22 protein-coding genes are annotated in these 19,275 nt (G+C 70.7%); 15 read left to right on the plus strand and 7 right to left on the minus strand.

Annotation, left to right across the window (positions count from 1 at the left end; genetic code table 11):
• The 5 genes from ABJI51_RS22265 to prfA all read left to right on the plus strand — a co-directional run bounded on the left by ABJI51_RS22265 (position 1) and on the right by prfA (position 4,097).
• Positions 1–981: a thiamine pyrophosphate-dependent dehydrogenase E1 component subunit alpha gene (locus ABJI51_RS22265; RefSeq protein WP_348953178.1), complete on the plus strand. Its 981-nt coding sequence runs from the start codon at positions 1–3 to the stop codon at positions 979–981.
• Positions 978–1,970 (plus strand): alpha-ketoacid dehydrogenase subunit beta, encoded by a 993-nt coding sequence (locus ABJI51_RS22270; protein WP_348953179.1) that lies wholly within the window; start codon positions 978–980, stop codon positions 1,968–1,970. The genes ABJI51_RS22265 and ABJI51_RS22270 overlap by 4 nt, the downstream gene beginning before the upstream one ends.
• 20 nt (positions 1,971–1,990) lie before the next feature.
• The gene (locus ABJI51_RS22275) at positions 1,991–2,581 is read left to right on the plus strand and encodes a TIGR03086 family metal-binding protein (RefSeq protein WP_348953180.1); all 591 of its coding nucleotides are present in this window, start codon (positions 1,991–1,993) and stop codon (positions 2,579–2,581) included.
• Between the two features lie 136 nt (positions 2,582–2,717).
• Positions 2,718–2,945: a 50S ribosomal protein L31 gene (rpmE, locus tag ABJI51_RS22280; RefSeq protein WP_003102730.1), complete on the plus strand. Its 228-nt coding sequence runs from the start codon at positions 2,718–2,720 to the stop codon at positions 2,943–2,945.
• Between the two features lie 81 nt (positions 2,946–3,026).
• Positions 3,027–4,097, plus strand: a complete 1,071-nt coding sequence (gene prfA / locus ABJI51_RS22285) for a peptide chain release factor 1 (RefSeq protein WP_348953182.1) — start codon at positions 3,027–3,029, stop codon at positions 4,095–4,097.
• Positions 4,098–4,334: 237 nt separating this feature from the next.
• On the opposite strand, the gene ABJI51_RS22290 is transcribed toward prfA, so the two are convergent.
• Entirely contained in the window at positions 4,335–4,703 is a 369-nt protein-coding gene (locus ABJI51_RS22290) for a VOC family protein (RefSeq protein WP_348953183.1), read from the minus strand.
• Positions 4,703–5,356 carry a TetR/AcrR family transcriptional regulator gene (locus ABJI51_RS22295; RefSeq protein ID WP_348953185.1) on the minus strand — a complete coding sequence of 218 codons (654 nt, stop codon included), beginning with the start codon at positions 5,354–5,356 and terminating at the stop codon, positions 4,703–4,705. Before ABJI51_RS22295 ends, ABJI51_RS22290 begins: the two co-directional genes overlap by 1 nt.
• A gap of 94 nt (positions 5,357–5,450) precedes the next feature.
• Here ABJI51_RS22295 and ABJI51_RS22300 point away from each other — a divergent pair, with 94 nt between their 5' ends.
• From ABJI51_RS22300 to ABJI51_RS22310, 3 genes are read left to right on the plus strand one after another with little or no spacing between them, the layout of a single operon-like run.
• Positions 5,451–6,560, plus strand: a complete 1,110-nt coding sequence (locus tag ABJI51_RS22300; RefSeq protein WP_348953186.1) for a serine hydrolase domain-containing protein — start codon at positions 5,451–5,453, stop codon at positions 6,558–6,560.
• Complete coding sequence (locus ABJI51_RS22305; protein ID WP_348953187.1) at positions 6,557–6,925, plus strand: NAD(P)-binding domain-containing protein; 369 nt, start codon at positions 6,557–6,559, stop codon at positions 6,923–6,925. Before ABJI51_RS22300 ends, ABJI51_RS22305 begins: the two co-directional genes overlap by 4 nt.
• Positions 6,877–7,203 carry a pyrroline-5-carboxylate reductase dimerization domain-containing protein gene (locus ABJI51_RS22310; protein WP_348953188.1) on the plus strand — a complete coding sequence of 109 codons (327 nt, stop codon included), beginning with the start codon at positions 6,877–6,879 and terminating at the stop codon, positions 7,201–7,203. The genes ABJI51_RS22305 and ABJI51_RS22310 overlap by 49 nt, the downstream gene beginning before the upstream one ends.
• 19 nt (positions 7,204–7,222) lie before the next feature.
• On the opposite strand, the gene wsfD is transcribed toward ABJI51_RS22310, so the two are convergent.
• The 4 genes from wsfD to ABJI51_RS22330 form a co-directional block, all read right to left on the minus strand.
• Positions 7,223–8,659, minus strand: a complete 1,437-nt coding sequence (gene wsfD / locus ABJI51_RS22315) for a glycan biosynthesis hexose transferase WsfD (protein WP_348953189.1) — start codon at positions 8,657–8,659, stop codon at positions 7,223–7,225.
• A gap of 18 nt (positions 8,660–8,677) precedes the next feature.
• Positions 8,678–9,109, minus strand: coding sequence for a GtrA family protein (locus ABJI51_RS22320; RefSeq protein ID WP_348953190.1), 432 nt, complete (start codon positions 9,107–9,109; stop codon positions 8,678–8,680).
• Positions 9,106–10,107, minus strand: a complete 1,002-nt coding sequence (locus ABJI51_RS22325) for a glycosyltransferase (protein ID WP_348953191.1) — start codon at positions 10,105–10,107, stop codon at positions 9,106–9,108. Before ABJI51_RS22325 ends, ABJI51_RS22320 begins: the two co-directional genes overlap by 4 nt.
• A gap of 217 nt (positions 10,108–10,324) precedes the next feature.
• Positions 10,325–11,092: an alpha/beta fold hydrolase gene (locus ABJI51_RS22330; protein WP_348953192.1), complete on the minus strand. Its 768-nt coding sequence runs from the start codon at positions 11,090–11,092 to the stop codon at positions 10,325–10,327.
• 54 nt (positions 11,093–11,146) lie between these two features.
• Between ABJI51_RS22330 and ABJI51_RS22335 the strand changes: the two genes are divergently transcribed.
• The 3 genes from ABJI51_RS22335 (at position 11,147) to ABJI51_RS22345 (ending at position 12,641) form a co-directional block, all read left to right on the plus strand.
• Positions 11,147–11,494 carry a MerR family transcriptional regulator gene (locus tag ABJI51_RS22335; protein WP_348953193.1) on the plus strand — a complete coding sequence of 116 codons (348 nt, stop codon included), beginning with the start codon at positions 11,147–11,149 and terminating at the stop codon, positions 11,492–11,494.
• Between the two features lie 96 nt (positions 11,495–11,590).
• Positions 11,591–12,457, plus strand: a complete 867-nt coding sequence (gene prmC / locus ABJI51_RS22340) for a peptide chain release factor N(5)-glutamine methyltransferase (protein WP_348953194.1) — start codon at positions 11,591–11,593, stop codon at positions 12,455–12,457.
• A gap of 46 nt (positions 12,458–12,503) precedes the next feature.
• Positions 12,504–12,641, plus strand: coding sequence for a hypothetical protein (locus ABJI51_RS22345; RefSeq protein WP_348953195.1), 138 nt, complete (start codon positions 12,504–12,506; stop codon positions 12,639–12,641).
• Positions 12,642–12,798: 157 nt separating this feature from the next.
• Here the strand turns inward: ABJI51_RS22345 and ABJI51_RS22350 are convergent, their stop codons facing one another.
• Positions 12,799–14,772 (minus strand): M6 family metalloprotease domain-containing protein, encoded by a 1,974-nt coding sequence (locus ABJI51_RS22350; RefSeq protein ID WP_348953196.1) that lies wholly within the window; start codon positions 14,770–14,772, stop codon positions 12,799–12,801.
• 783 nt (positions 14,773–15,555) lie between these two features.
• Here ABJI51_RS22350 and ABJI51_RS22355 point away from each other — a divergent pair.
• From ABJI51_RS22355 to atpB, 4 genes are all read left to right on the plus strand, one after another.
• A complete protein-coding gene (locus ABJI51_RS22355; RefSeq protein ID WP_348953197.1) occupies positions 15,556–16,206 on the plus strand; it encodes an L-threonylcarbamoyladenylate synthase in 651 nt (216 codons plus the stop codon).
• 74 nt (positions 16,207–16,280) lie between these two features.
• Complete coding sequence (locus ABJI51_RS22360; RefSeq protein WP_348953198.1) at positions 16,281–17,438, plus strand: glycosyltransferase family 4 protein; 1,158 nt, start codon at positions 16,281–16,283, stop codon at positions 17,436–17,438.
• Between the two features lie 47 nt (positions 17,439–17,485).
• Entirely contained in the window at positions 17,486–17,929 is a 444-nt protein-coding gene (locus ABJI51_RS22365; protein WP_348953199.1) for a Cg1360 family ATP-synthase-associated protein, read from the plus strand.
• Between the two features lie 532 nt (positions 17,930–18,461).
• Positions 18,462–19,247 carry a F0F1 ATP synthase subunit A gene (gene atpB, locus ABJI51_RS22370; RefSeq protein WP_348953200.1) on the plus strand — a complete coding sequence of 262 codons (786 nt, stop codon included), beginning with the start codon at positions 18,462–18,464 and terminating at the stop codon, positions 19,245–19,247.
• Positions 19,248–19,275: the final 28 nt, after the last annotated feature.

The following is a 19,275-nucleotide window of genomic DNA, read 5'->3' on the forward strand; positions in this document are numbered from 1 at the left end:
GTGAAAACCGACCTCAAGCGTCAGATCGACCTGTACTCGTCCATGAAACTGATCCGGGAATTCGAAGAACGCTGCCTGGAGATGGCGATTTCCGGCGAGATCATCGGGGGCATCCACCCCTACATCGGGCAGGAGGCCGTCGCGGCCGGCGTCTGCGCGAACCTGACCGACCGCGATCTCATCACCAGCACCCACCGCGGGCACGGGCACGTGCTGGCGAAGGGCGCCGAGCCGCGGCGGCTGCTCGCCGAGCTGCTCGGCACCGTCGAAGGGTTCAACAAGGGCCGCGGCGGCTCGATGCACGCCGCGGACATGCGGCTGGGCATCCTGGGCGCCAACGGGATCGTCGGGGCGGGCGGCGCGATCGCCGCCGGTGCCGCCTGGGCCGCGAAGAGCCGCGGCAGCTCGGAGGTCGTCGTCAGCTTCTTCGGCGACGGGGCGATGAGCCAGGGCGTCCTGCTGGAAGCGTTCAACCTCGCCGCCATCTGGTCGCTGCCCATGCTGTTCGTCTGCGAGAACAACATGTACGCGACGAGCCTCCGGCTCGACTCGGGGCTCGCGGGCAGCGCGGCGAGGCGCGCGGAGGGCTTCGGGATGGTGGCGCGCTCGGTCGACGGCATGGACGTCGAGGCCGTGGCCGACGCGACCGCGGAACTGGTCGCGCGGTGCCGCGACGGGGCGGGCCCGGCGTTCCTCGAATGCCGGACCTACCGGTTCTTCGGCCACCATTCCGTGCTCGAACAGCTCGGCGTCGAATTCCGCGACCGGGCCGAAGTCGCCGCCTGGCGCGAGCGCGATCCGATCCTGGCGCTGGGCGAAAAGCTGGGCAAGGACGTGGTCGCCGGAATCGACGCCACGATCCGGGAAAAGATCGACGAAGCGGTCGAGTTCGCGAAGAACGCCGAAACACCCGATGTGGAGGACGCGCTGATGTACTTGTACGCGGGCCCGGCCGCGGTCCGGCCGGGGGTGATCCTGTGAGCGGGCTGCCCGATCCGGCGGACTTCGGCTACCTGCACGCGCTCAACCGCGCGATGCACGCCGAGATGGCCGCCGACGAAACCGTGTTCCTGCTCGGCGAGGACGTGGGGGTCGGCGCGAGCGGGGTCACCGCGGGACTGCTGACCCGGTTCGGCCCGGAACGCGTGCTGGACACGCCGTTGTCCGAGCAGTCCTTCACCAGCTTCGGCACCGGCGCGGCGATGTCCGGGCGGCGGCCGGTGATCGAGTTCCAGATCTCCTCGCTGATCTACCTGGTCTTCGAGCAGATCGTGAACCAGGCCCACAAGTTCTCGCTGATGACCGGCGGGCAGGTCCGGGTGCCGGTCACCTACCTCATCTCCGGAACGGGATCGCGGTACGGCTGGGCGGGCCAGCACTCGGACAACCCCTACAGCCTGCTCGCGCACGCGGGGGTCAAGACGGTGGTCCCGGGACGGCCCGAGGACGCCTACGGGCTGCTGCGCGCGGCGATCCAGGACCCCGACCCGGTGGCCGTGTTCGCCCCGTCGGCGCTGCTGGAGTCCACGGCCGTGCCCGACCCGGGGTCCGAGGAGATCGTGCCGCTCGGCACCGCGAACGTCGTCCGCGAGGGCAGCGACCTGACGGTCGTGGCGGTGGGCCAGTGCGTCGGCACCGCCCTGGAGGTTGCCGACCGGCTGAGCGACCGGGCCGACCTGGAGATCGTCGACCCGCGGACGGTCTACCCCTTCGACTGGGACTGCCTGCGCAAGTCGGTCGGCAAGACCGGGCGCCTGGTCGTGATCGACGACTCCAACCGCATGTGCGGGCTGGGCGCGGAGGTGCTCGCGACGGCGGCCGAGGAGTTCGACCTGGTGGCACCGCCGCGGCGGGTCAGCAGGCCGGACGGCACGGTCATCCCGTACTCGCTGGCGCTCGACCGGGCGCTGGTACCGGGGGCGGAGCAGCTGACGAAGGCCGTCGAAGCGGTCCTGGCGGCAGACGACTGACGAACGGACATCGGAGAGTCATGGAACCCGACGAGATCCTGGAGCGGTACCGGCGCGCCGAGAACGGCTTCGACGCCGTGCTCGCGGCGGTGCCGCCGGACAAGTGGGACGCGGCGTCGGCGTGCGAGCGCTGGACGGTGCGCGACGTGGTGGGCCACGTCATCTGGGGGCTGGAGGTGCTGCGCCACCACCTGACCGGGCAGGAGTACACCGGACGGACCGGCCCGCCGGGCTCGCTGCACCCCGGCGAACTCGCCGGCGACGATCCCCTGGCCGGGTGGCGTGCCGCCCGCGGGGCCACGGCCGCCGTGCTCACCGAGGAGGTGCTCGACCGGCCCGCGCCGCCCCGGCTCACCGAGAACCGGCCCGACGCGACGATCCGGGACTTCCTCTCGATCGCGACCTTCGACACGCTGGTCCACACCTGGGACATCGGCTCCGCGCTCGGCCAGGACGTGCGCATGGAGCCCGACCTGGTCGCGCCGTCGTTCTCCGTCGCCCGGCTGATCATCACCCGCACACCGGACACGTTCGGGCCCCGCGTGCCCCCGCCGCCGGGCGCGGACCCGCAGGCCAAGCTGCTGGCCTTCGTCGGCCGCTCCCCGGCGTGACCCGCCGCCGGGAATAGCTGGTCAGCGGGGTGCGTTCCAGTGAGCGTCTGCCCGTCTGGCAGAATTACCCGCTGAAGTCCGGCGCCGGTTCACCCCGTGAACGACTGGGGACCCGGAGCCAACGAGAGAGGACACCATGAAGAGCGGCATTCACCCCGAGTACGTGGTCACGAACGTGAACTGCGACTGCGGCAACAGCTTCACCACGCGCAGCACCAAGACCTCCGGCAACATCCACGTCGAGATCTGCTCCAACTGCCACCCGTTCTACACGGGCAAGCAGAAGATCATGGACACCGGTGGCCGGGTCGCGCGCTTCGAGGCTCGCTACGGCAAGCGCCAGAAGAAGGCCGACGCCAAGTAGCTTTTCCGACGACGCCCACCCGCCTGCGCGGGTGGGCGTCGTTTTTTGTGGTTCGTACCTTCGGGCTGAGAGGTGGCAGAGGTGGATTCGAGCTCGCTCAAGGGGCTGCTCGCCGAGCACGCGGAGCTGGAACAGCAGCTGGCGGACCCCGCGGTGCACGCCGACCAGGCGCGGGCCCGCAAGCTCGGCCGCCGCTACGCGGAGCTGACCCCGGTCGTGCGCGCCGTCCGCGAGCTGGACACCGCCCGCGACGACCTCGCCGCGGCCAGGGAGATGGCCGCGGAGGACGCGGAGTTCGCCGCGGAAGCCGAGGAGCTGGCCGCGAAGATCCCCGAGCTGGAGGCGAAGCTCACCGAGCTGCTGCTGCCGCGCGACCCGTACGACGGCTCCGACGTCGTGATGGAGATCAAGTCCGGCGAGGGCGGCGAGGAGTCGGCGTTGTTCGCCGGCGACCTGCTGCGCATGTACCTGCGCTACGCCGAGCGTCACGGCTGGAAGGCCGAGGTCCTCGACTCGGTGGACTCCGACCTCGGCGGCTTCAAGGACGTCACGCTGTCGATCAAGAGCAAGACGGCCGACGTCGACGGAGTGTGGGCCCGCCTGAAGTTCGAGGGCGGCGTGCACCGCGTCCAGCGCGTGCCGGCGACGGAGTCACAGGGCCGCATCCACACGTCGGCGTCCGGGGTGCTGATCTACCCGGAGCCGGAGGAGGTCGAGGTCGAGATCGACCCGAACGACCTGCGCATCGACGTGTTCCGCTCGTCGGGCCCGGGCGGCCAGAGCGTCAACACGACCGACTCGGCGGTCCGGATCACCCACCTGCCGACCGGCATCGTGGTGTCCTGCCAGAACGAGAAGTCCCAGATCCAGAACCGCGCCCGGGCCCTGCAGGTGCTGCAGGCCCGCCTCCAGGCGATCGCCGAGGAGGAGGCGGCGGCCAAGGCGTCCGACGCCCGCCGTTCGCAGGTCCGCACGGTGGACCGCTCGGAGCGGATCCGGACGTACAACTTCCCGGAGAACCGCATTTCGGACCACCGGGTGAACTACAAGGCGTACAACCTCGACCAGGTCCTCGACGGCGACCTCGACGGCGTCCTGGACGCCCTCGCCACGGCAGACCGCGAAGAACGCCTGGCCGCCCAGTCCAGCTGACACGCGTGTCGACCCTCCAGACACGCGTGTCGACCCTTCAAGCACGCGAGTCGACTCTCTAAGCACGCGAGCCGACCCTCCAGGCACGCGAGCCGACTCTCCAGGCACGCGAGCCGACTCTCCAGGCACGCGAGCCGACTCTCCAGGCACGCGAGCCGACCCTTCCGGCCCGTGAGCCGGAGGTCGACACGCGTGATTGCGGGGTCGACACGCGTGACTAAAGGGTCGACACGGCCGTCACACCAGCCAGCACAGGCAGAACGGGTGCCCGGCCGGGTCGGCGTACACCTGGAAGTCGTCGCCGGAGGTGTTTCCCGCCGCCGGTTTCAGCACTCGCGCGCCCAGTGCCGTGACGTGCTCGTGGGCTTCGGCGAAGTCCTCGACCCACAGGTCCAGGTGGATCTGCTGCTGGGCGGGACCGTCCGGCCACTGCGGCGGCACGTGGTCCGGGGCGAGCTGCACGCCGATGCGTGGTGCGCCGTCCACCAGCACCATGTGCCAGTCGCCGTCTTCGTCGACCTCGCCGCCGAGGACGCCCGCCCAGAAGCGGCTCTCGGCCGCGAGGTCGGCCGCGTCGAACGTGACGACCTGGTGCCGGATCCGCATCACGGAATCTTCCCTTCGATCCAGGTGAGCTGTGCGACGAACAGTTCCAGGAACGCCGCGCGCCGGTCCGCCCCGAGGGGCTGGACGTCGCGGGCGAAGTGCGCCAGCGCCGGGAAGCGCTCGGGGTCCGCGCCCAGCACCGCGACGCGGAACAGCTCCATGCCCTGCTCTCGCTCCTCCGGGCTGAGGGTGCCGACCCCCGCTTCCGCGGCGATCAGCGCGGAGATCAGGATGACCAGCCGGTGGTACGCCGCCGGAATGCGGTCTTCCGGCAGGCCCGCCGCGCGCAGCGCCTGCAACACCTCTTCCATGACGATCCGGGAGCCGGTCCCGCTCGACGCGTAACGTCCCCAGACCGCGGCGATCTGTGGTTGCCGCGCGAACGCCTCCCGCAGGCGCAGCGCGAGGCCCATCAGCCGCTCCTGCCAGTCGCCCTCGGGACGGTAGCCCTCCATCGCGTCCTCGAGCGTCCGGTCGGCGACCGCCCGGAGCAGCTCGGTCTTGGTGCGGAAGTGCCGGTAGAGGCTCGAGGAGTCGGTCCCCAGCGCCGCGGCGAGCTTGCGCACGCTGAACGACTCCGCGTCGCTCGTGCGCAGCAGCTCCGCCGCCGTGTCCAGGATCTCTTCGGTCGACCAGCGCCTGCGGCCTGTCATCTCGCCCCTCTCGTCCGCGGTCAGTGTAGCGATGCACTTGCTGTTGCACGCACTGCGTGCATAATGAGGACATCTGGGGTCGAAAGGACTTGCCATGACCAGCTCACTGGATTCCGCACTCGAAAACATCCACCGCGCCGGCGTGCCCGGCGTGTTCGCCGAGGTGCACGACGGCGACGACACCTGGCGCGGTGCCGCCGGGGTCGCCGACGTCGGTACCGGCCGTCCCGTCACCGCTGACCTGCGGCATCGCATCGGCAGCGTCAGCAAGACGTTCACCACGGCCGCGGTGCTGCGGCAGGCCGAGCAGGGCCTGCTGGACCTCGACGCGCCGATCGGGCACTACCTGCCGCGGCTGGTCCCCGGCGAACGCGGCGCGGCGATCACCGTCCGGATGCTGATCAACCACACCAGCGGCCTCGCCGAGTACCTGCCGTACGCCTACCCCTCGCTGCGCGGGTTTCCCGACCCGGCCAAGACGCGGCCGGAGAGCCTCGACGACCACCGGTTCACCCGCTTCGACGCCGCCGAGCTGATCGCGCTGGGCGTCGCCGCGCCCGCCACCGGCGCGCCGGGCAGCACGCCCGGGGTCTACTCCAACACCAACTACCTGCTGCTGGGCGAACTGCTGGAGCACGTCACCGGCATCGACGCGGGCAAGTGCCTCGCCGAGAGCGTCTTCGAACCCGCCGGGCTGCGCGACACCGAACTGCCTGCCGGCCCGCACATCGAGGGCCCGCACGCGCGGCTCTACGAGTCGTGGTTCGGCATGATCGACCCGCCGCGCGACTACAGCGTCTACGACATGTCCTTCGTGGGCCCCGCGGCCGGGCTGGTCTCGACCGTCGCGGACTTGAACCGCTTCTTCGGCCTGCTGTTCGCCGGGGAGATCGTCCGCCCGGAGTCGCTGGCGCAGATGCAGCGCACCGTCCGGATCATCTCCCAGGAAGGCAAGCTGATCGACTACGGCCTCGGCATGCACCCGGTGGAGATTCCCGGCGCGGGCCCGGTGTGGGGACACGGCGGCACCGTCTGGGGCGGCGGGACGCTGGCCGTGGTCAGCGCCGACGGGCGGCGGCGGATGGCGGTCGCGGTGAACCTGCAGCGGTGGAACCGGCTCGACGCGGCGGGCAGGCCGCAGCCGCACCCGATCGACCACGCGCTCGCGGAGTTCACCCGGCTGGCGATGGGGACCGCCCGGTGAAGCGCATCGGCGAGGGAGAACAGCCGGAGGTGTTCCTCTCACCGCGCAGCGCCCGCACGGCCGCGGAACTGGCCGAGCGCCACGAAAACGTGCGGGTGTGCGAGAGCAACCAGGCGGTGGTGGACCGCTCCGACCTGGTGATCATCGCCGTGCGCCGCCATGGCTACCGGGAAGCGCTCGAGGGCCTGCGGGTGGACGCGGGCAAGATCGTGGTCAACGTGATGGCCGGGGTCGGCCACGACGAGCTGCGCGCCACCCTCGGGACCGAAGCGCCGCTGGTGCGAGCCATTCCGCGCTCTTCGCACGGCTGGGCGGAGTGCTCCCGGTCGCGGACGAGGCGGCCTTCGCCGTCTTCTCCGCGCTGACCGGCACGCTGACCACCCACTACGCGTACCTCGCCACCCTGGCGTCGTGGGCGGCCGGCCACGGCATCGCCCCGGAGGAGGCCGAGCGCTACGTCCGCGGGCTCTTCCAGGGCGTCGGCCGTTCCCTCGGCGACGAGACGCGCTCGCTGCAGCAGCTGGCCGCCGACCACGAAACCCCGAACGGCAGCAACGAGCGCATCCGCACCACCTGGTTCGGCGAGAACAACTCCGCGGCACTCCGCCAGGCCCTCGACGACCTGCTCGCCGATCTGCGGTGACCGCGCCGGGAGCCGGCCGTCAGCGGACGGCCGGCTCCTCCGGCACGGCCTCGATGACCTCGGTGACCGGTTCGGCAGGCTCGGCCGGACGCGGCCGGGGGAACAGGCTCAGCGCCGCGAACACCGCGGCCAGCACCGTCGGGAACAGCGTCAGCAGCTGGTGCTTCACGCCCTCGACGCCCTCGCCCAGCGCGGACAGCCCGAACTGGCCCACCGCGAACAGCAGCAGGAAGAACACCACGATCCCGTACTCGCGCGCGCGGCGGCGGAACGCCCGCACGCCCACCCAGCCGATCAGCAGCCAGAACGGGACCAGCACGAACAGCCCGAGCGGCGCCACCAGCGCGGTCAGCCCGGAGAACACCGGGACGCGGTACTCCTTGGCCATCGGCTCCAGCCCCGCGCTCTCGGCGAAGCTGCCCAGCCGGGCCGGGCGCGCGGTGAGCGTGTCGACCGCGCCCTGCTGGAGGATCTGCAGCGTGCGCGCCGGGTGCGAGGCGTAGTACGCGACCACGTTGCGGCGGCTGATCTTGTCGCGGTAGGTGTTGTAGTCCGCGTCCCGCCACGGGCTCGCTTCCCACCAGCCCTTGCCGATGAACTTCTTCGCGCTCGGCGGCAGGCCCAGCGCCGCGAGGTCGGCGTCGGTGTCGTGCTTGCCGTCGACGATGCTGTCGAACACGACGTGGAACATGTTCGCCTCGCGGTACTCGGCGTTCGCCGGGTCGCCGTGGGACTGCACGACCGCCGTGCCCGCGCCGACGATTACCAGCACGCCCAGCGGCACCAGCCACCGCGCGCGGCCCCGCGCGCCCGCGGGCCGGACCAGCGCCAGCGCCAGGACGAACAGCGGGATCAGCAGCAGCGTCTGCGACTTCGCGTTGATGCCGATCAGCGCGCCCACCACGGTCAGCGCCGCGCCCCAGTACCGCCACGCGCCCGTGCGGTGCATCAGCAGCAGCCCGCCCGCGGTCAGCAGCATCCCCAGGAAGCCGGCGCCCTCGCTGAGCACCGAGGCGAAGTAGCCGAAGAACGCCGAGTCGGCCATCACCAGCAGCAGCAGGACGGCGGCGATGACGCGGTTGCGGCGGCTCAGCTCCAGGCCGAGCACGGTCGCCGCGACCCCCGCCGCGACCAGCACGCACGTGATTGCGCCCAGCACCAGCAGGTTCAGCTCCGCCGACGAGCCGAGCACCTTCCCCAGCTTGCTCGCGAACCAGTCCAGCCAGGCCTGGCTGGAGATGTAGTCGCTCTTGCACGCCGAGCCCGGCCCGTAGCTGAAGTGCACGTAGAACTCGGACTTGAGCTCCGGGTGCCGCCCGCCGAGGTCGCACAGCAGGCGCCAGCCGTCGCCGTTGTCGGCCATCCCGACCGGCCTCGGCACGAGGAACCGGAGCAGCAGCACGCCGAGGGACAGGACGAAGACGCCCAGGCCGAAGCGCAGTTCACGGGATCGCACCCGGAAGAGCGTACGAGATCACGCTGAGTCGGCGGGCCCGGCACCGGGAACCGGGCTCACCGGGCGGTGCCGGAACACGACGTAGTGGTAGAGCAGGTAGTTCCAGAACAGCCCGACGACGATCGCGGCGCCCTTCGGCACCAGCAGGTTCACCCCGGGGAACAGGTGGCCCACGAGCCGGATCACGAAGAACTGCACCACCCACAGCCCGAAGGCGGTGACGCCGAAGAACAGCAGGGCCTGGCGGCGGACGTCGCCGTCCCCGGCCCGGAAGGTGAAGTTCCGGTTCAGCGTGAACGACAGCAGCATGCCCGCCGTCGTCGAGACGAAGTTCGCCAGGAACGTCGGCACGCCGAGCGTCGCCAGCAGCGCGTAGCCCAGCGCGTCGACCAGCGTGTTGCCGATCCCGACGATCCCGAAGCGCACCTGCGTGGCCGTGACGAGCCTCATCGGGCGGCGCTCCGGCGGTCCTCGTCCGCTTCGGTGGGCTCGGGAACGCCCGTGCGCACCGACGCCACCGTGTACAGCGGCCGGTTCTGCACCTGCGAGTACGTCCGGCCGATGTAGCTGCCGAGCACGCCGAGCATGATGATCTGGATGCCGCCGAGGAAGAACATCGCGATGGTGATGAACGCCCAGCCGGGCACCGCGGTCTCCGGCGCGAACAGCTTCACGCCGACGACATAGAGCACGCCGAGGAAGCTCAGCAGCGAGATGAGGTACCCCATCCGCGTGATCATCCGCAGCGGCGTCACCGAGAACCCGAGGATGCCGTCGGCGGCGAACCGCAGCATCTTCGTCAGCGGGTACCCGGTGACGCCCGCGTGCCGCCGGTCGCGGTCGAACAGCACCGCGGTCTGCTTGAACCCGACGTAGCTGACCAGCCCGCGCAGGAACCGGTCGCGTTCGCGGTACTTGCGCAGCTCGTCGACCACCTTCCGGTCGATCAGCCGGAAGTCGCCGGTGTTCTTCGGGATGTCGACCGCGGCCATCTTCCGCAGGAACCAGTAGAACGCGCTCGCGGTGTAGCGCTTGAACGCCGAATCCTGCCGCGACCGGCGCTGCGCGTAGACGACGTCGTAGCCCTCTTCCCACTTCTCCAGCAGCTCCAGGGCCACCCGCGGCGGGTCCTGCAGGTCGCTGTCCATGACGATCACGGCGTCCGCGTCGACCAGGTCGAGCCCGGCGGTGACGGCCATCTGGTGGCCGAAGTTGCGCGACAGCTCGATGACCGTGACCCGGTCGTCGCGGGCGGCCAGCTCGGTGAGCCGGGCCAGTGAGCCGTCGCGGCTGCCGTCGTCGACGTAGAGGAAGCTGAACTCGTACCGCCCGGACAGTGGCGTGGTGACCTCGTCGACCGTGCGGTGCAGCAGGTCGATGTTCCCTTCCTCGTCGAAGATCGGGAAGATGAACGCGACCCGGCGGCGCTCGGTCGGCTCGGTCTCCACTTGCGCTCCCGCGGGTCGGCGTCTGGGGCATCCTGGGGTCCGCCCCCGCCAGGATATACGCGCGGAACTGCGCAATGGCGGCGGCGAGATCGGTCCCGTCGCCCTCCATTCTGGCGGTGAGCCGTGTTTCGCGGCTGTTAGTCATGCGCGTGAGTGTGGCGACCTGCCCCACCGATGCGAGCGGTGCGTGCAACAGTGCTGTCAACACTGGTGCGCGTCACAGGCTCCGGAGGAACTTCTCGATCGCGGCGAGCCACGCGTCCGGAGCCTCGACGGCGATGTTGTGCCCGGCCTCGATCTCGACGAGTTCCGCGTGGGGGAGCCCCTCGGCGAGTTCGCGCGACAACGCGGGTGAGGCGAGCCCGTCCAGGGTGGTCGCGACGACGAGGGCGGGCACGGTGATCGCGGCCAGCTCGGCGCGGGTGTCCACCTCGGCGACCAGGCGAACCTGCTCCGGGCTGCCCTCGGGAATGAACGCGGCCAGCTCGTCGACGGCGGCGGCGAGCTGCTCCGGCGTCAGCGATTCCAGGTGCCGGGCGCCGGTCCCGGCCAGCGTGAGGAACTTCGCGAGCAGCCTCGGGTCGTCGTGCAGCAGCGACGCCCAGACGTCCACGGCGAGCCGCATTTGGTTGTTGAGCCGGGCGAACCCGCTGGTCAGGATCAGCGCGGTGACGCGGTCCGGGTGCCGCGTCGCGGCGCGGACGGCCACCGCGGTGCCGAGCGAGTAGCCGAGGATCGCGAACCGCTCGCACCCGGCGCCGACGGCGATCGCGACCAGCTCGTCGGCGACCTCGTCGAGGTCGAGCGGGCGGTCGCTGCGGGGCGTCGCGCCGGAGCCGGGGTAGTCGGGGCCGACGACGGTGTGCGTGCGCGCGAGGTCGTCGAGGATCGGGCCGAAGTTGCCCTCGATGCTGCCGCCGCCTCCGTGAGCGAGCAGGAGACCCGGGCCGGACCCGCGGACGACATGACGGAAATGTTCGGTCATGCCGGCGACGTTAGGCATTCACATCGGTGTGAAGGTCAACCTTTCGGGGGTCAGATGCGGATCGGCGAGCTCGCGGAACGCACCGGCGTCAGCACGCGGCTGCTGCGCTACTACGAGGAACAGGGCCTGCTGACGGCGGCGCGCGACAGCAACGGCTACCGCAGCTTCGGCGAGGACGCCGTCGTGCGGGTCCGGCAGATCCGCCGCCTGCTCGCGGCGGGCCTCAACACCGAGGTGATCTCCTCGGCCCTGGAGTGCGCCAGCGGCGAGGAGGCGCACCTGGAGCTGTGCCCGGAGCTGGTCGGCGTGCTGCACCGCGAGCTGACCGCGATGGACGACCGGATCGGCGCGCTGCAGCGGCGGCGCAGCACGCTGGCCGGGTACTTGTCCGTCGGGCGCTGAGGGTGCCTCGATACGCTGAGCGGCGTGGGACCGGCGCGTGTCCTGACGGGGGAGTTCCGCCTGGTGTGCCAGGCTTGACGAGGTGAAGGACGACGAGTGAATCGGCAGCCGCTGCGCCTGGCCATCATCGAGGCCACCCGGATCCTCGAGCGCGCGGGCGTCGCCTCGCCGCGGTTCGACGCCGAGGTGATCGCCGCGCACGTGCTCGGGGTCGAACGCGGGCGGCTGCCGATGGTGCCGCTGGTCGACCCGCCGGTCATCGAGGCCATCGGCCAGCTCGTCCAGCAGCGCGCGAAGCGCATCCCGCTGCAGTACCTGACCGGCTGGGCCGCGCTCGGCGACATCACGGTCGCGGTCGGCGCGGGGGTGTTCGTGCCGCGACCGGAGACCGAGCTGCTGCTGGAGTGGGGCCTGAAGTTCCTGCAGGGCCGCGAGTTCCCGGTGGTGGTCGACCTGTGCACCGGCTCGGGCGCGCTGGCACTGGCGGTCGCGCACGCCCGGCCGGACGCGGTGGTCTACGCGGTGGACGTCGACCCGCAGGCGCTGGCGTGGGCCCGCCACAACGCCGACGTCCACGCCGAAGCGGGCAACACGCCGATCCGCCTGTACTCGGGCGACATCGGCGACCCGACGATGTTCGCCGAGCTCGACGGGCTCGTCGACCTGGTGCTGTGCAACCCGCCGTACGTCCCGGAGGGCACGCCGGTGCCCCCCGAGGTGGCCGAGCACGACCCGCCGCGCGCGGTGTTCGCGGAGGAGAGCGGCCTGGCGGTGATCCGCCACGCGATCGCGGCGGGAGCCCGCCTCCTGCGCCCGGGCGGCGGCCTGGCGATCGAGCACGACGACACGCACGGATCGGCGGTCCCGGCCCTGGTCCGCGCGCGGCGGGTGCTGACCGGCGTCGAGGACCACACGGACCTGACGGGCCGGGCTCGGTTCGTGACTGCCCGCCGGCTGGGCTGACGCGGGTTCGTCCTCAGGCCAGCCGGGGGCCCGGCCTGGATGCCGAGTGGCGCGCACCTGCCGTGGGTCGTCGCCGACCGGGACCTGGCGGCCCGGCTGCGGGAGTTCCTGGCGGCTCGGCGTCTTCGTCGCGGCGCAGGCGGCGGGGCTCATGCGGGTGATCCGCGAGTCCGACCTGGCCTGAGCAGCCCCCGTTTTCCACGCTACCGGGGACGGCCGACAGTTTCGCGGGTTCCGGGCGGGGGCGACCGGAGTTGTCCACATCGGCGGCGAGCGCCCCGGAGGTCCCGAATGACTCATCCGGGACCTGCGAAGTCCCGGATGAGTCATTCGCGACGTCGCTAGAAGCCGAACGCCGTGCAGCCTGCCGTGGCCGTCTTCGACGGGTCGCTGATCGACGTTGCCGTCAGCTTCACCCTTGCCGCCAGGTCGGCGCCCGCGCCGCGCTTGGCGTACGCCGTCACCTTCACGTGGCCGCCGAACCTGGCCGTGGCCAGCTCGTTCGGCAGGCGGACCTCCCAGCCCTTCGCGTCCGTCGAGATGCTCAGCCGGTACGTGTCCGTGTCGTACGGTGCCTGCGCGCCGCGGGCCGAACCCGTGTTGAGCAGGCCGAAGTCGCAGGTGGCCAGGCCGCCGCGGGCGAACGCCGGCGGGGCCGGGGTCACCGCCGCGCCGCGGGACTGGCTGCCCGAGCCGTCCAGGGAGGCCACCGTCACCGAGTACGACAGGATCCCGGTCCGGTCCCTGGCCACGTCCGTGATCAGGAACCGCAGGCGGTTCGCCTGGTCGGTGTACTCGTACGGGCTCGACGCCTGCGTGCCCGCCTTGAACAGGGCGTCGTTGAGCTGCCGGTAGTCGCCGATCGTGATCTTGACCGGGGTTCCGTCCGGCTTCGTGTAGTCGGTGATGCCGATGTCCTGCGGGTTCGCGTCGATCACCCAGTCGAACGGCGCGTCGTCCTTGTTCTTCGTCTTGGTGATCAGTACGCCCGAGTCCGGGGTGAACGAGTCCGAACCCATCCGGTCGACGACCTCGACGGTGTAGTTGTCGTAGCCGCCGCCGTCGCAGAACGGGTCCTTCGACCGGTCGCACTTCGGCGCCTTGTCGCCGCCGGTGAGCTTGATGTTCAGCCCGGTGAACGCGCCCGGCTGCGCCTCGGCCTCCCGCGCGGTCAGCCGCACAGACACCGGACCGGTCCTGGCCAGTTCGTTGCGGTCGAGCTGCAGCACGTCCGCCGGGTCGACGATGCCGAGCTTCAGCTTGTTGCGCAGCTGGTGCTGGGCACCCATCGAGCTGCCCTGCGTCGCCGGGATCTGCCAGCGGGTGTGCGGGCCGCCCGGGCCGTTGAACGTCCCGCGCGACAGCATGTCCCACGGCCCGCTGTAGCTGCGTGACGGCGGGTTGCCGAACGGGTTGTTGTAGTTGTCGCCGATGCCCAGGATGTGGCTGAACTCGTGGGCGTAGGTCGACTGCCCGGAGCTTTCGGCCTGCACCGAGCTGCCGTCCTGCGCGTTCGGCCAGATGCTGGCGGCCGACGCCCACGACGTCCACGGCACGTACCGGGTGGCGGCGTAGTTGGGCAGGTCGTGGTTCGGCGGCCCGAACGCGTCGGGCACGTTCTCCTTCGTGCCGAACTTCATTTCGCCGAACTCCTGCCAGGTCGAGCTCTCGTCCTGGCCGGCGGAGAGGTAGAAGACGAAGTCGAACTGCTTCGCGGTGTCGCCGACGTCGGCGCGCCAGGCGTCTCCGGCGTCCTTGCGGAGGTCGCGGGTGCAGTTCGCGCCGGGCGGGCAGGCACCCGGCTGGAACTCCATGCCGTACTCGTAGGACTTCCCGGGCATCCGGTAGGGACCGAACGCGGTCAGCTGCACGCCGAACCGGCCGCCGGAGTCCTCCATCCAGTACTCGTTGATGGTGTGGCCGTTGTTGAGGGCCTCGGGCTTGTTGAGGAAGTCCTGGTAGTACTGCGCGACCTGCGCCCGCGGAAGGTCCGACGCGGTGGGCGCGGGGTTGCCGAAGACGGTCGAGCGCGCGGGCCGCGTGACGACGAAGTCCTGGTCGGGGTAGTCGGCGAGGACCACGGCGCCCTTGAAGGTGCGCTGGGTCGGCTTGAGCGAGGGATCGGCCCAGTTCGTGCCGGGCACCTTCCGGTAGTCCGACCACGTCATGTGGTCCTGGTTCTCCCACCGCGCGGCATCGATCGGCGCGGGCCAGCCACGGGTGAGCGGCTCGGCCGCGGCGGTGCCCGCCCCGAGCCCGGTCAGCACGGTGACCGCGGCGAGCAGGGCGAGCGCTTTCGGGGTTCTGGAACGCATCTGCGGCTCCTTCACTGGGAACCCGCGGGGTTGGTGGGTTCCCGGTGATCGACCGTATTGAGCCGCACTGCCGGAGTTCTGTCGCGACGGGAGGTTTACCCGCTTGCCCCACGACGAAAGTCTGGCCGGTTTGTCACCCCGCCCGCGGGGAACGTTGTGGACAACTTCGGGCGAGCGCACCGGGAACGCGGGAAACTGTCGGTGCCCGCCGGTAATGTGGAAGACGGGGGGCGCCCCCAGGGGCGGGGTGGGCAGGATCCCGGCGAAGTCGCTGTGCCGCGGGGTGAGCGGACGTCATGAACGAGTCGTTCACCTCGTCTGACGACAGGAAAGAGTCGTTCATGACGTGGGGGTGGAGGTCCGGCTGGCTCACGCTGAGCCGAAGGGCCCCTTGCTGACGTCAGACGCGAGGAAGGGACCCTTCACCGCGTCAGATACACCGAAGGGCACCTTCAGAACGGCGGCACAGCGCGACTTTGCCGGAACCAGGCAGGGGCGGGGCGGGATTCCGGCGAGGCCGGGGTTGCGCCGGGCGGATGGCGAGCGAGCGGCAGTGCCGCCGGGGCCGCGAATGACTCCTCCGGGACGGTGCAAGGCCCCCAATGGCTCATTCAGGACCTCGCAGGTCCCTATGGCTCATTCGCGACACCCGCACCCGGCCGCACCCCTGATCGACCCGTTCAAGACACCCGGCAGGGTCCAGCCCCGGCAGCGGCAGACACCCCGGGCAGCGGTATGACGCCGCGAACGCCTCCACAGGTGGCCGGACTACCCTTGGCCGTCATGAGCGTGGTCTACGACTGCAGCAAGCGCGAATCCCGGGCCGACGGGCTGGCCGCGGCCGCGGGTGCGGTGCGGTCGAGCAGGCTGGTCGTCCTGCCGACCGACACGGTCTACGGCATCGGGGCCGACGCCTTCGACGCCGGCGCCGTCCAGGCTCTGCTGCGTGCCAAGAACCGGGGCCCGGACATGCCCGTCGGGGTGCTCGTCGGCTCGTGGTCCACTGTGGACGGGCTGGTGCTCGGGGTGCCGCCGCAGGCGCGGGCGCTCATGGAAGCCTTCTGGCCCGGTGATCTGTCCCTCGTGCTGCCGCACGCGCCGAGCCTTCAGTGGAACCTCGGCGAGGCCCGCGGCACCGTGATGCTCCGGATGCCGCTGCACCCCGTCGCGCTGGAGCTGCTGCGGGACGTCGGGCCGATGGCCGTCTCGAGTGCGAACGTCTCCGGGCGGTCGCCTGCCAGCACCGCGCAGGAAGCTCAGGAGCAGCTCGGGGACTCCGTCGCGGTGTACCTCGACGGCGGGTCGAGCGGTGAGCCCGTCGCGTCGACCATTGTGGACCTCACCGGCACCGATCCGGTCGTGCTCCGGGAGGGCTCGGTCACGAAGACGGCGGTCGCGGAGGTGCTCGGTGTGCCCGCGGAATCCTTGGCCTGAAGCCGGATCACGATCGAATCCGCGGCACGATAGCGTGTCGCGGGTGACCCCGACCCCGCGAGCGTGACGTACCCGTGCCGCCCACATCCGGTCTTCTCCCCATCCGGGAATACATCCTCGTCGCGCTGACCGCGACCGCCGTGACCTACCTGCTCACCGGTGTCGTGCGCCGGGTCGCGATCCGGGTCGGCGCGATCGCCAACCCCCGCGCGCGCGACGTCCACGTCGCCCCGATCCCGCGGATGGGCGGGGTCGGCATCTACCTCGGCGTCGCCGGCGCGATGGGACTGGCCCACCAGCTGCCCGCGCTGTCACACGGCTTCGACGCCTCCTTCGACTCGGTCGGCGTGCTGCTGGCGGCCGGGGTCATCTCGCTGATCGGCGCGCTCGACGACCGGTTCGAGCTGGACGCCTGGACGAAACTGGCAGGCCAGGTCATGTGCGCGGGCATCCTGGTCATCTTCGGCGTGCAGTGGGTGTCGTTCTGGGTGCCGTGGGGCGGCACCGGCGGCTCGTTCGGCTCGGTGCTGGTGCTCGACAAGAACCAGGGCGCGCTGCTCACCGTCGTGATGGTCGTGGTGATGGTCAACGCGATGAACTTCGTCGACGGCCTCGACGGGCTGGCGGGCGGGCTCGGCTTCATCGCGGCCGCCGCGACGTGCGCGTTCTCGCTCGGCCTGCTCGACAGCTCCGGCGGCGACGTCGGCACCTACCCGCCCGCGCTGATCGCGGCCACGCTCGCCGGCGCCTGCCTCGGCTTCCTGCCGTACAACTTCCAGCCCGCGAAGATCTTCATGGGCGACTCCGGCTCGATGATGATCGGCCTGGTGCTCGCGGGCGCGACGACGTCGGCGTCCGGGCGCGTGCCGTACACCCAGTTCAGCGCCAAGGACGCGATCGCGCTGCTGTCGCCGCTGGTGGTCGTCGCGGCCGTGCTGTTCGTGCCGATGCTGGACCTGATCATGGCGGTCGTGCGGCGCACCCGCCGCGGCGAAAGCCCGTTCGCGGCGGACAAGATGCACCTGCACCACCGGCTGCTGGAGATCGGCCACTCCCAGCGCCGCGCGGTGCTGCTGATCTACCTGTGGGCGGGCATCCTCGCCTTCGGCGCGGTGTCGGTGACGCTGTTCGACGACGCCGCCGCGCTGTGGATCATCGGGATCGGCCTGGTCTTCGCGGCGGTGGTCTCGATCGTGCCGCGGCTGCGCTCGCGCAACCAGCCCGGCACCTGACCCGCCGGGGTCTCTACACTCGGGTGGAACCGAGCAGGGAGCCAGGTGTGAGCGAAACCGAACCGCACGAGCAGGAGAACCCGCACGCCAAGGTGGTGCTGCAGGCCGCACGCGCGATGACGAAGGCCTCGCTGCTGATCACCCCGCCCGCCGTGCTGGTGTGCATCGCGCTCTTCAGCATCCTCAACGGGCTGCCCGGCTTCCTGGGCTCGCTCGTCGGCGGGGTGCTGGCGCTGCTCGCCTCGCTGTCGACGCTGGGCCTGATGCGGTTCAGCGCGGGCCAGGACCCGATGTTCGTCATGGTGATCGCGCTCGGCGGGTACGTCGTGAAGATCGTCCTGCTCTTCGGCGCGCTGACGCTGCTGAAGGGCGTCACGGCGCTGCACCCGATGTCGCTGGGCATCACCATGATCGTGGCGATCATGCTGGCCGCCGCGGCCGAGTTCGCCGCCTTCCGCAAGACCAAGATCCCGACGATCATCCCGTCCTGACGCTGTCCGGTTTGCCCGCCGGTTCCGTTACGGACGGTGAACCGGGACAGGGCCGCCGGAGTGTGACCGGTGCCACTGACGTGCGCTTTCGCGCGCGGCCCCGGGACCCCGCCACAGCCGCCGCCTGCGTCGTTGCCTGGCCGGTCCCGGCCCGCTCCGGACCTGGGTCCCGGGACCACCCGGGACCTAAGTCCTGGGCTGATCGGTTGGTTAGGAGTACGCCTGTCCGGCACTGATTGACCTGCTGGTATGGTCCGCGTCAAGGGTGGCGGCCTCGGCCGCGCACTCCCTAAGACGAACCGCGATCAGCAGTGTGGCGACCGTGTAGTTCCGCCTCCCGGCCGCTGGTCCGAAGTAGACCGCAGGGCAGTGTTCACGCGAGACAACCCCGTGTGCAGAACGTGAAGCCGTGTTCATCGCACAGTGGGGCAGCCGCCTCCGACGTCCCGATACGTATCGGGTACGTTAAGTCCAGATCGTGACGATTCCCCCGGCGGAGTGAACGCCGGCCGGGAGAACCGGAAGGAGCCCAGTGGGCGCGCTGGTACTGACCGAGGGTGCGGTGTTCAACCCCCCCGGCGCCGAAAGCTTCATCCTGCCGCCGATTTTCGGCCACGTCACCAAGCCGATGGTGCTCGTCGTGCTCTCGGTCGTGATCATCGCCGCCTACTTCCTGCTGGCGACCCGCAAGCTGAAGGTCGTGCCGGGCAAGGGGCAGTTCGTCGCGGAGTCGATCTACGACTTCAGCCGCAACAACATCGCGCGGGAGCAGATCGGCTCGAAGGACTTCAAGCCGTTCGTCCCGCTCGTCTTCGCGCTGTTCACCTTCGTGCTGGTGAACAACCTGTACGGGATCATCCCGTTCCTCCAGTTCCCGACCATGGCGCGCTTCGGGTTCCCGGTCGCCCTGTCGGTTCTCGTCGTCTACCCGGTGTACCACTACGTCGGGTTCAAGCGGCACGGCTTCAAGGGTTACTTCAAGAAGGAACTCGCCCCGCCGGGTGTTCCGGGCGCGGTGCTCCCGCTGTTCTCGCTGATCGAGTTCGCGGAGAAGTTCTTCCTCAACCCGCTCACGCTCGCCATCCGTGTTTTCGCCGCCATGTTCGCGGGTCACCTGATCCTGGCGGTGTTCACCCTCGGCGGCACTTTCCTGGCGACCGAGACGTCGAGCTGGGCGCTGAAGCCGGTTTCGCTGGTGGCCTGGATCGCCGCCATCGCCATGACGTTCCTCGAGGCCTTCATCCAGGTGCTGCAGGCCTACATCTTCGCCCTGCTGTCGGCCGGGTACATCGGCGCCGCGCTGGCGTCGGAGCACTGAGAACACAAGCCCCCGATCCACGCGAGCG

The organism is Amycolatopsis melonis (assembly GCF_040064235.1).
GTDB lineage: Bacteria > Actinomycetota > Actinomycetes > Mycobacteriales > Pseudonocardiaceae > Amycolatopsis > Amycolatopsis melonis.

Coding starts and splice junctions, on each gene's coding strand:
- ABJI51_RS22275 (WP_348953180.1), top strand. CDS start 1,991: ATGGAACCCGACGAGATCCTGGAGCGGTACCGGCGCGCCGAGAACGGC.
- rpmE (WP_003102730.1), top strand. CDS start 2,718: ATGAAGAGCGGCATTCACCCCGAGTACGTGGTCACGAACGTGAACTGC.
- ABJI51_RS22290 (WP_348953183.1), bottom strand. CDS start 4,703: ATGCGGATCCGGCACCAGGTCGTCACGTTCGACGCGGCCGACCTCGCG.
- ABJI51_RS22295 (WP_348953185.1), bottom strand. CDS start 5,356: ATGACAGGCCGCAGGCGCTGGTCGACCGAAGAGATCCTGGACACGGCG.
- ABJI51_RS22300 (WP_348953186.1), top strand. CDS start 5,451: ATGACCAGCTCACTGGATTCCGCACTCGAAAACATCCACCGCGCCGGC.
- ABJI51_RS22320 (WP_348953190.1), bottom strand. CDS start 9,109: ATGAGGCTCGTCACGGCCACGCAGGTGCGCTTCGGGATCGTCGGGATC.
- ABJI51_RS22330 (WP_348953192.1), bottom strand. CDS start 11,092: ATGACCGAACATTTCCGTCATGTCGTCCGCGGGTCCGGCCCGGGTCTC.
- ABJI51_RS22335 (WP_348953193.1), top strand. CDS start 11,147: ATGCGGATCGGCGAGCTCGCGGAACGCACCGGCGTCAGCACGCGGCTG.
- ABJI51_RS22350 (WP_348953196.1), bottom strand. CDS start 14,772: ATGCGTTCCAGAACCCCGAAAGCGCTCGCCCTGCTCGCCGCGGTCACC.
- ABJI51_RS22355 (WP_348953197.1), top strand. CDS start 15,556: ATGAGCGTGGTCTACGACTGCAGCAAGCGCGAATCCCGGGCCGACGGG.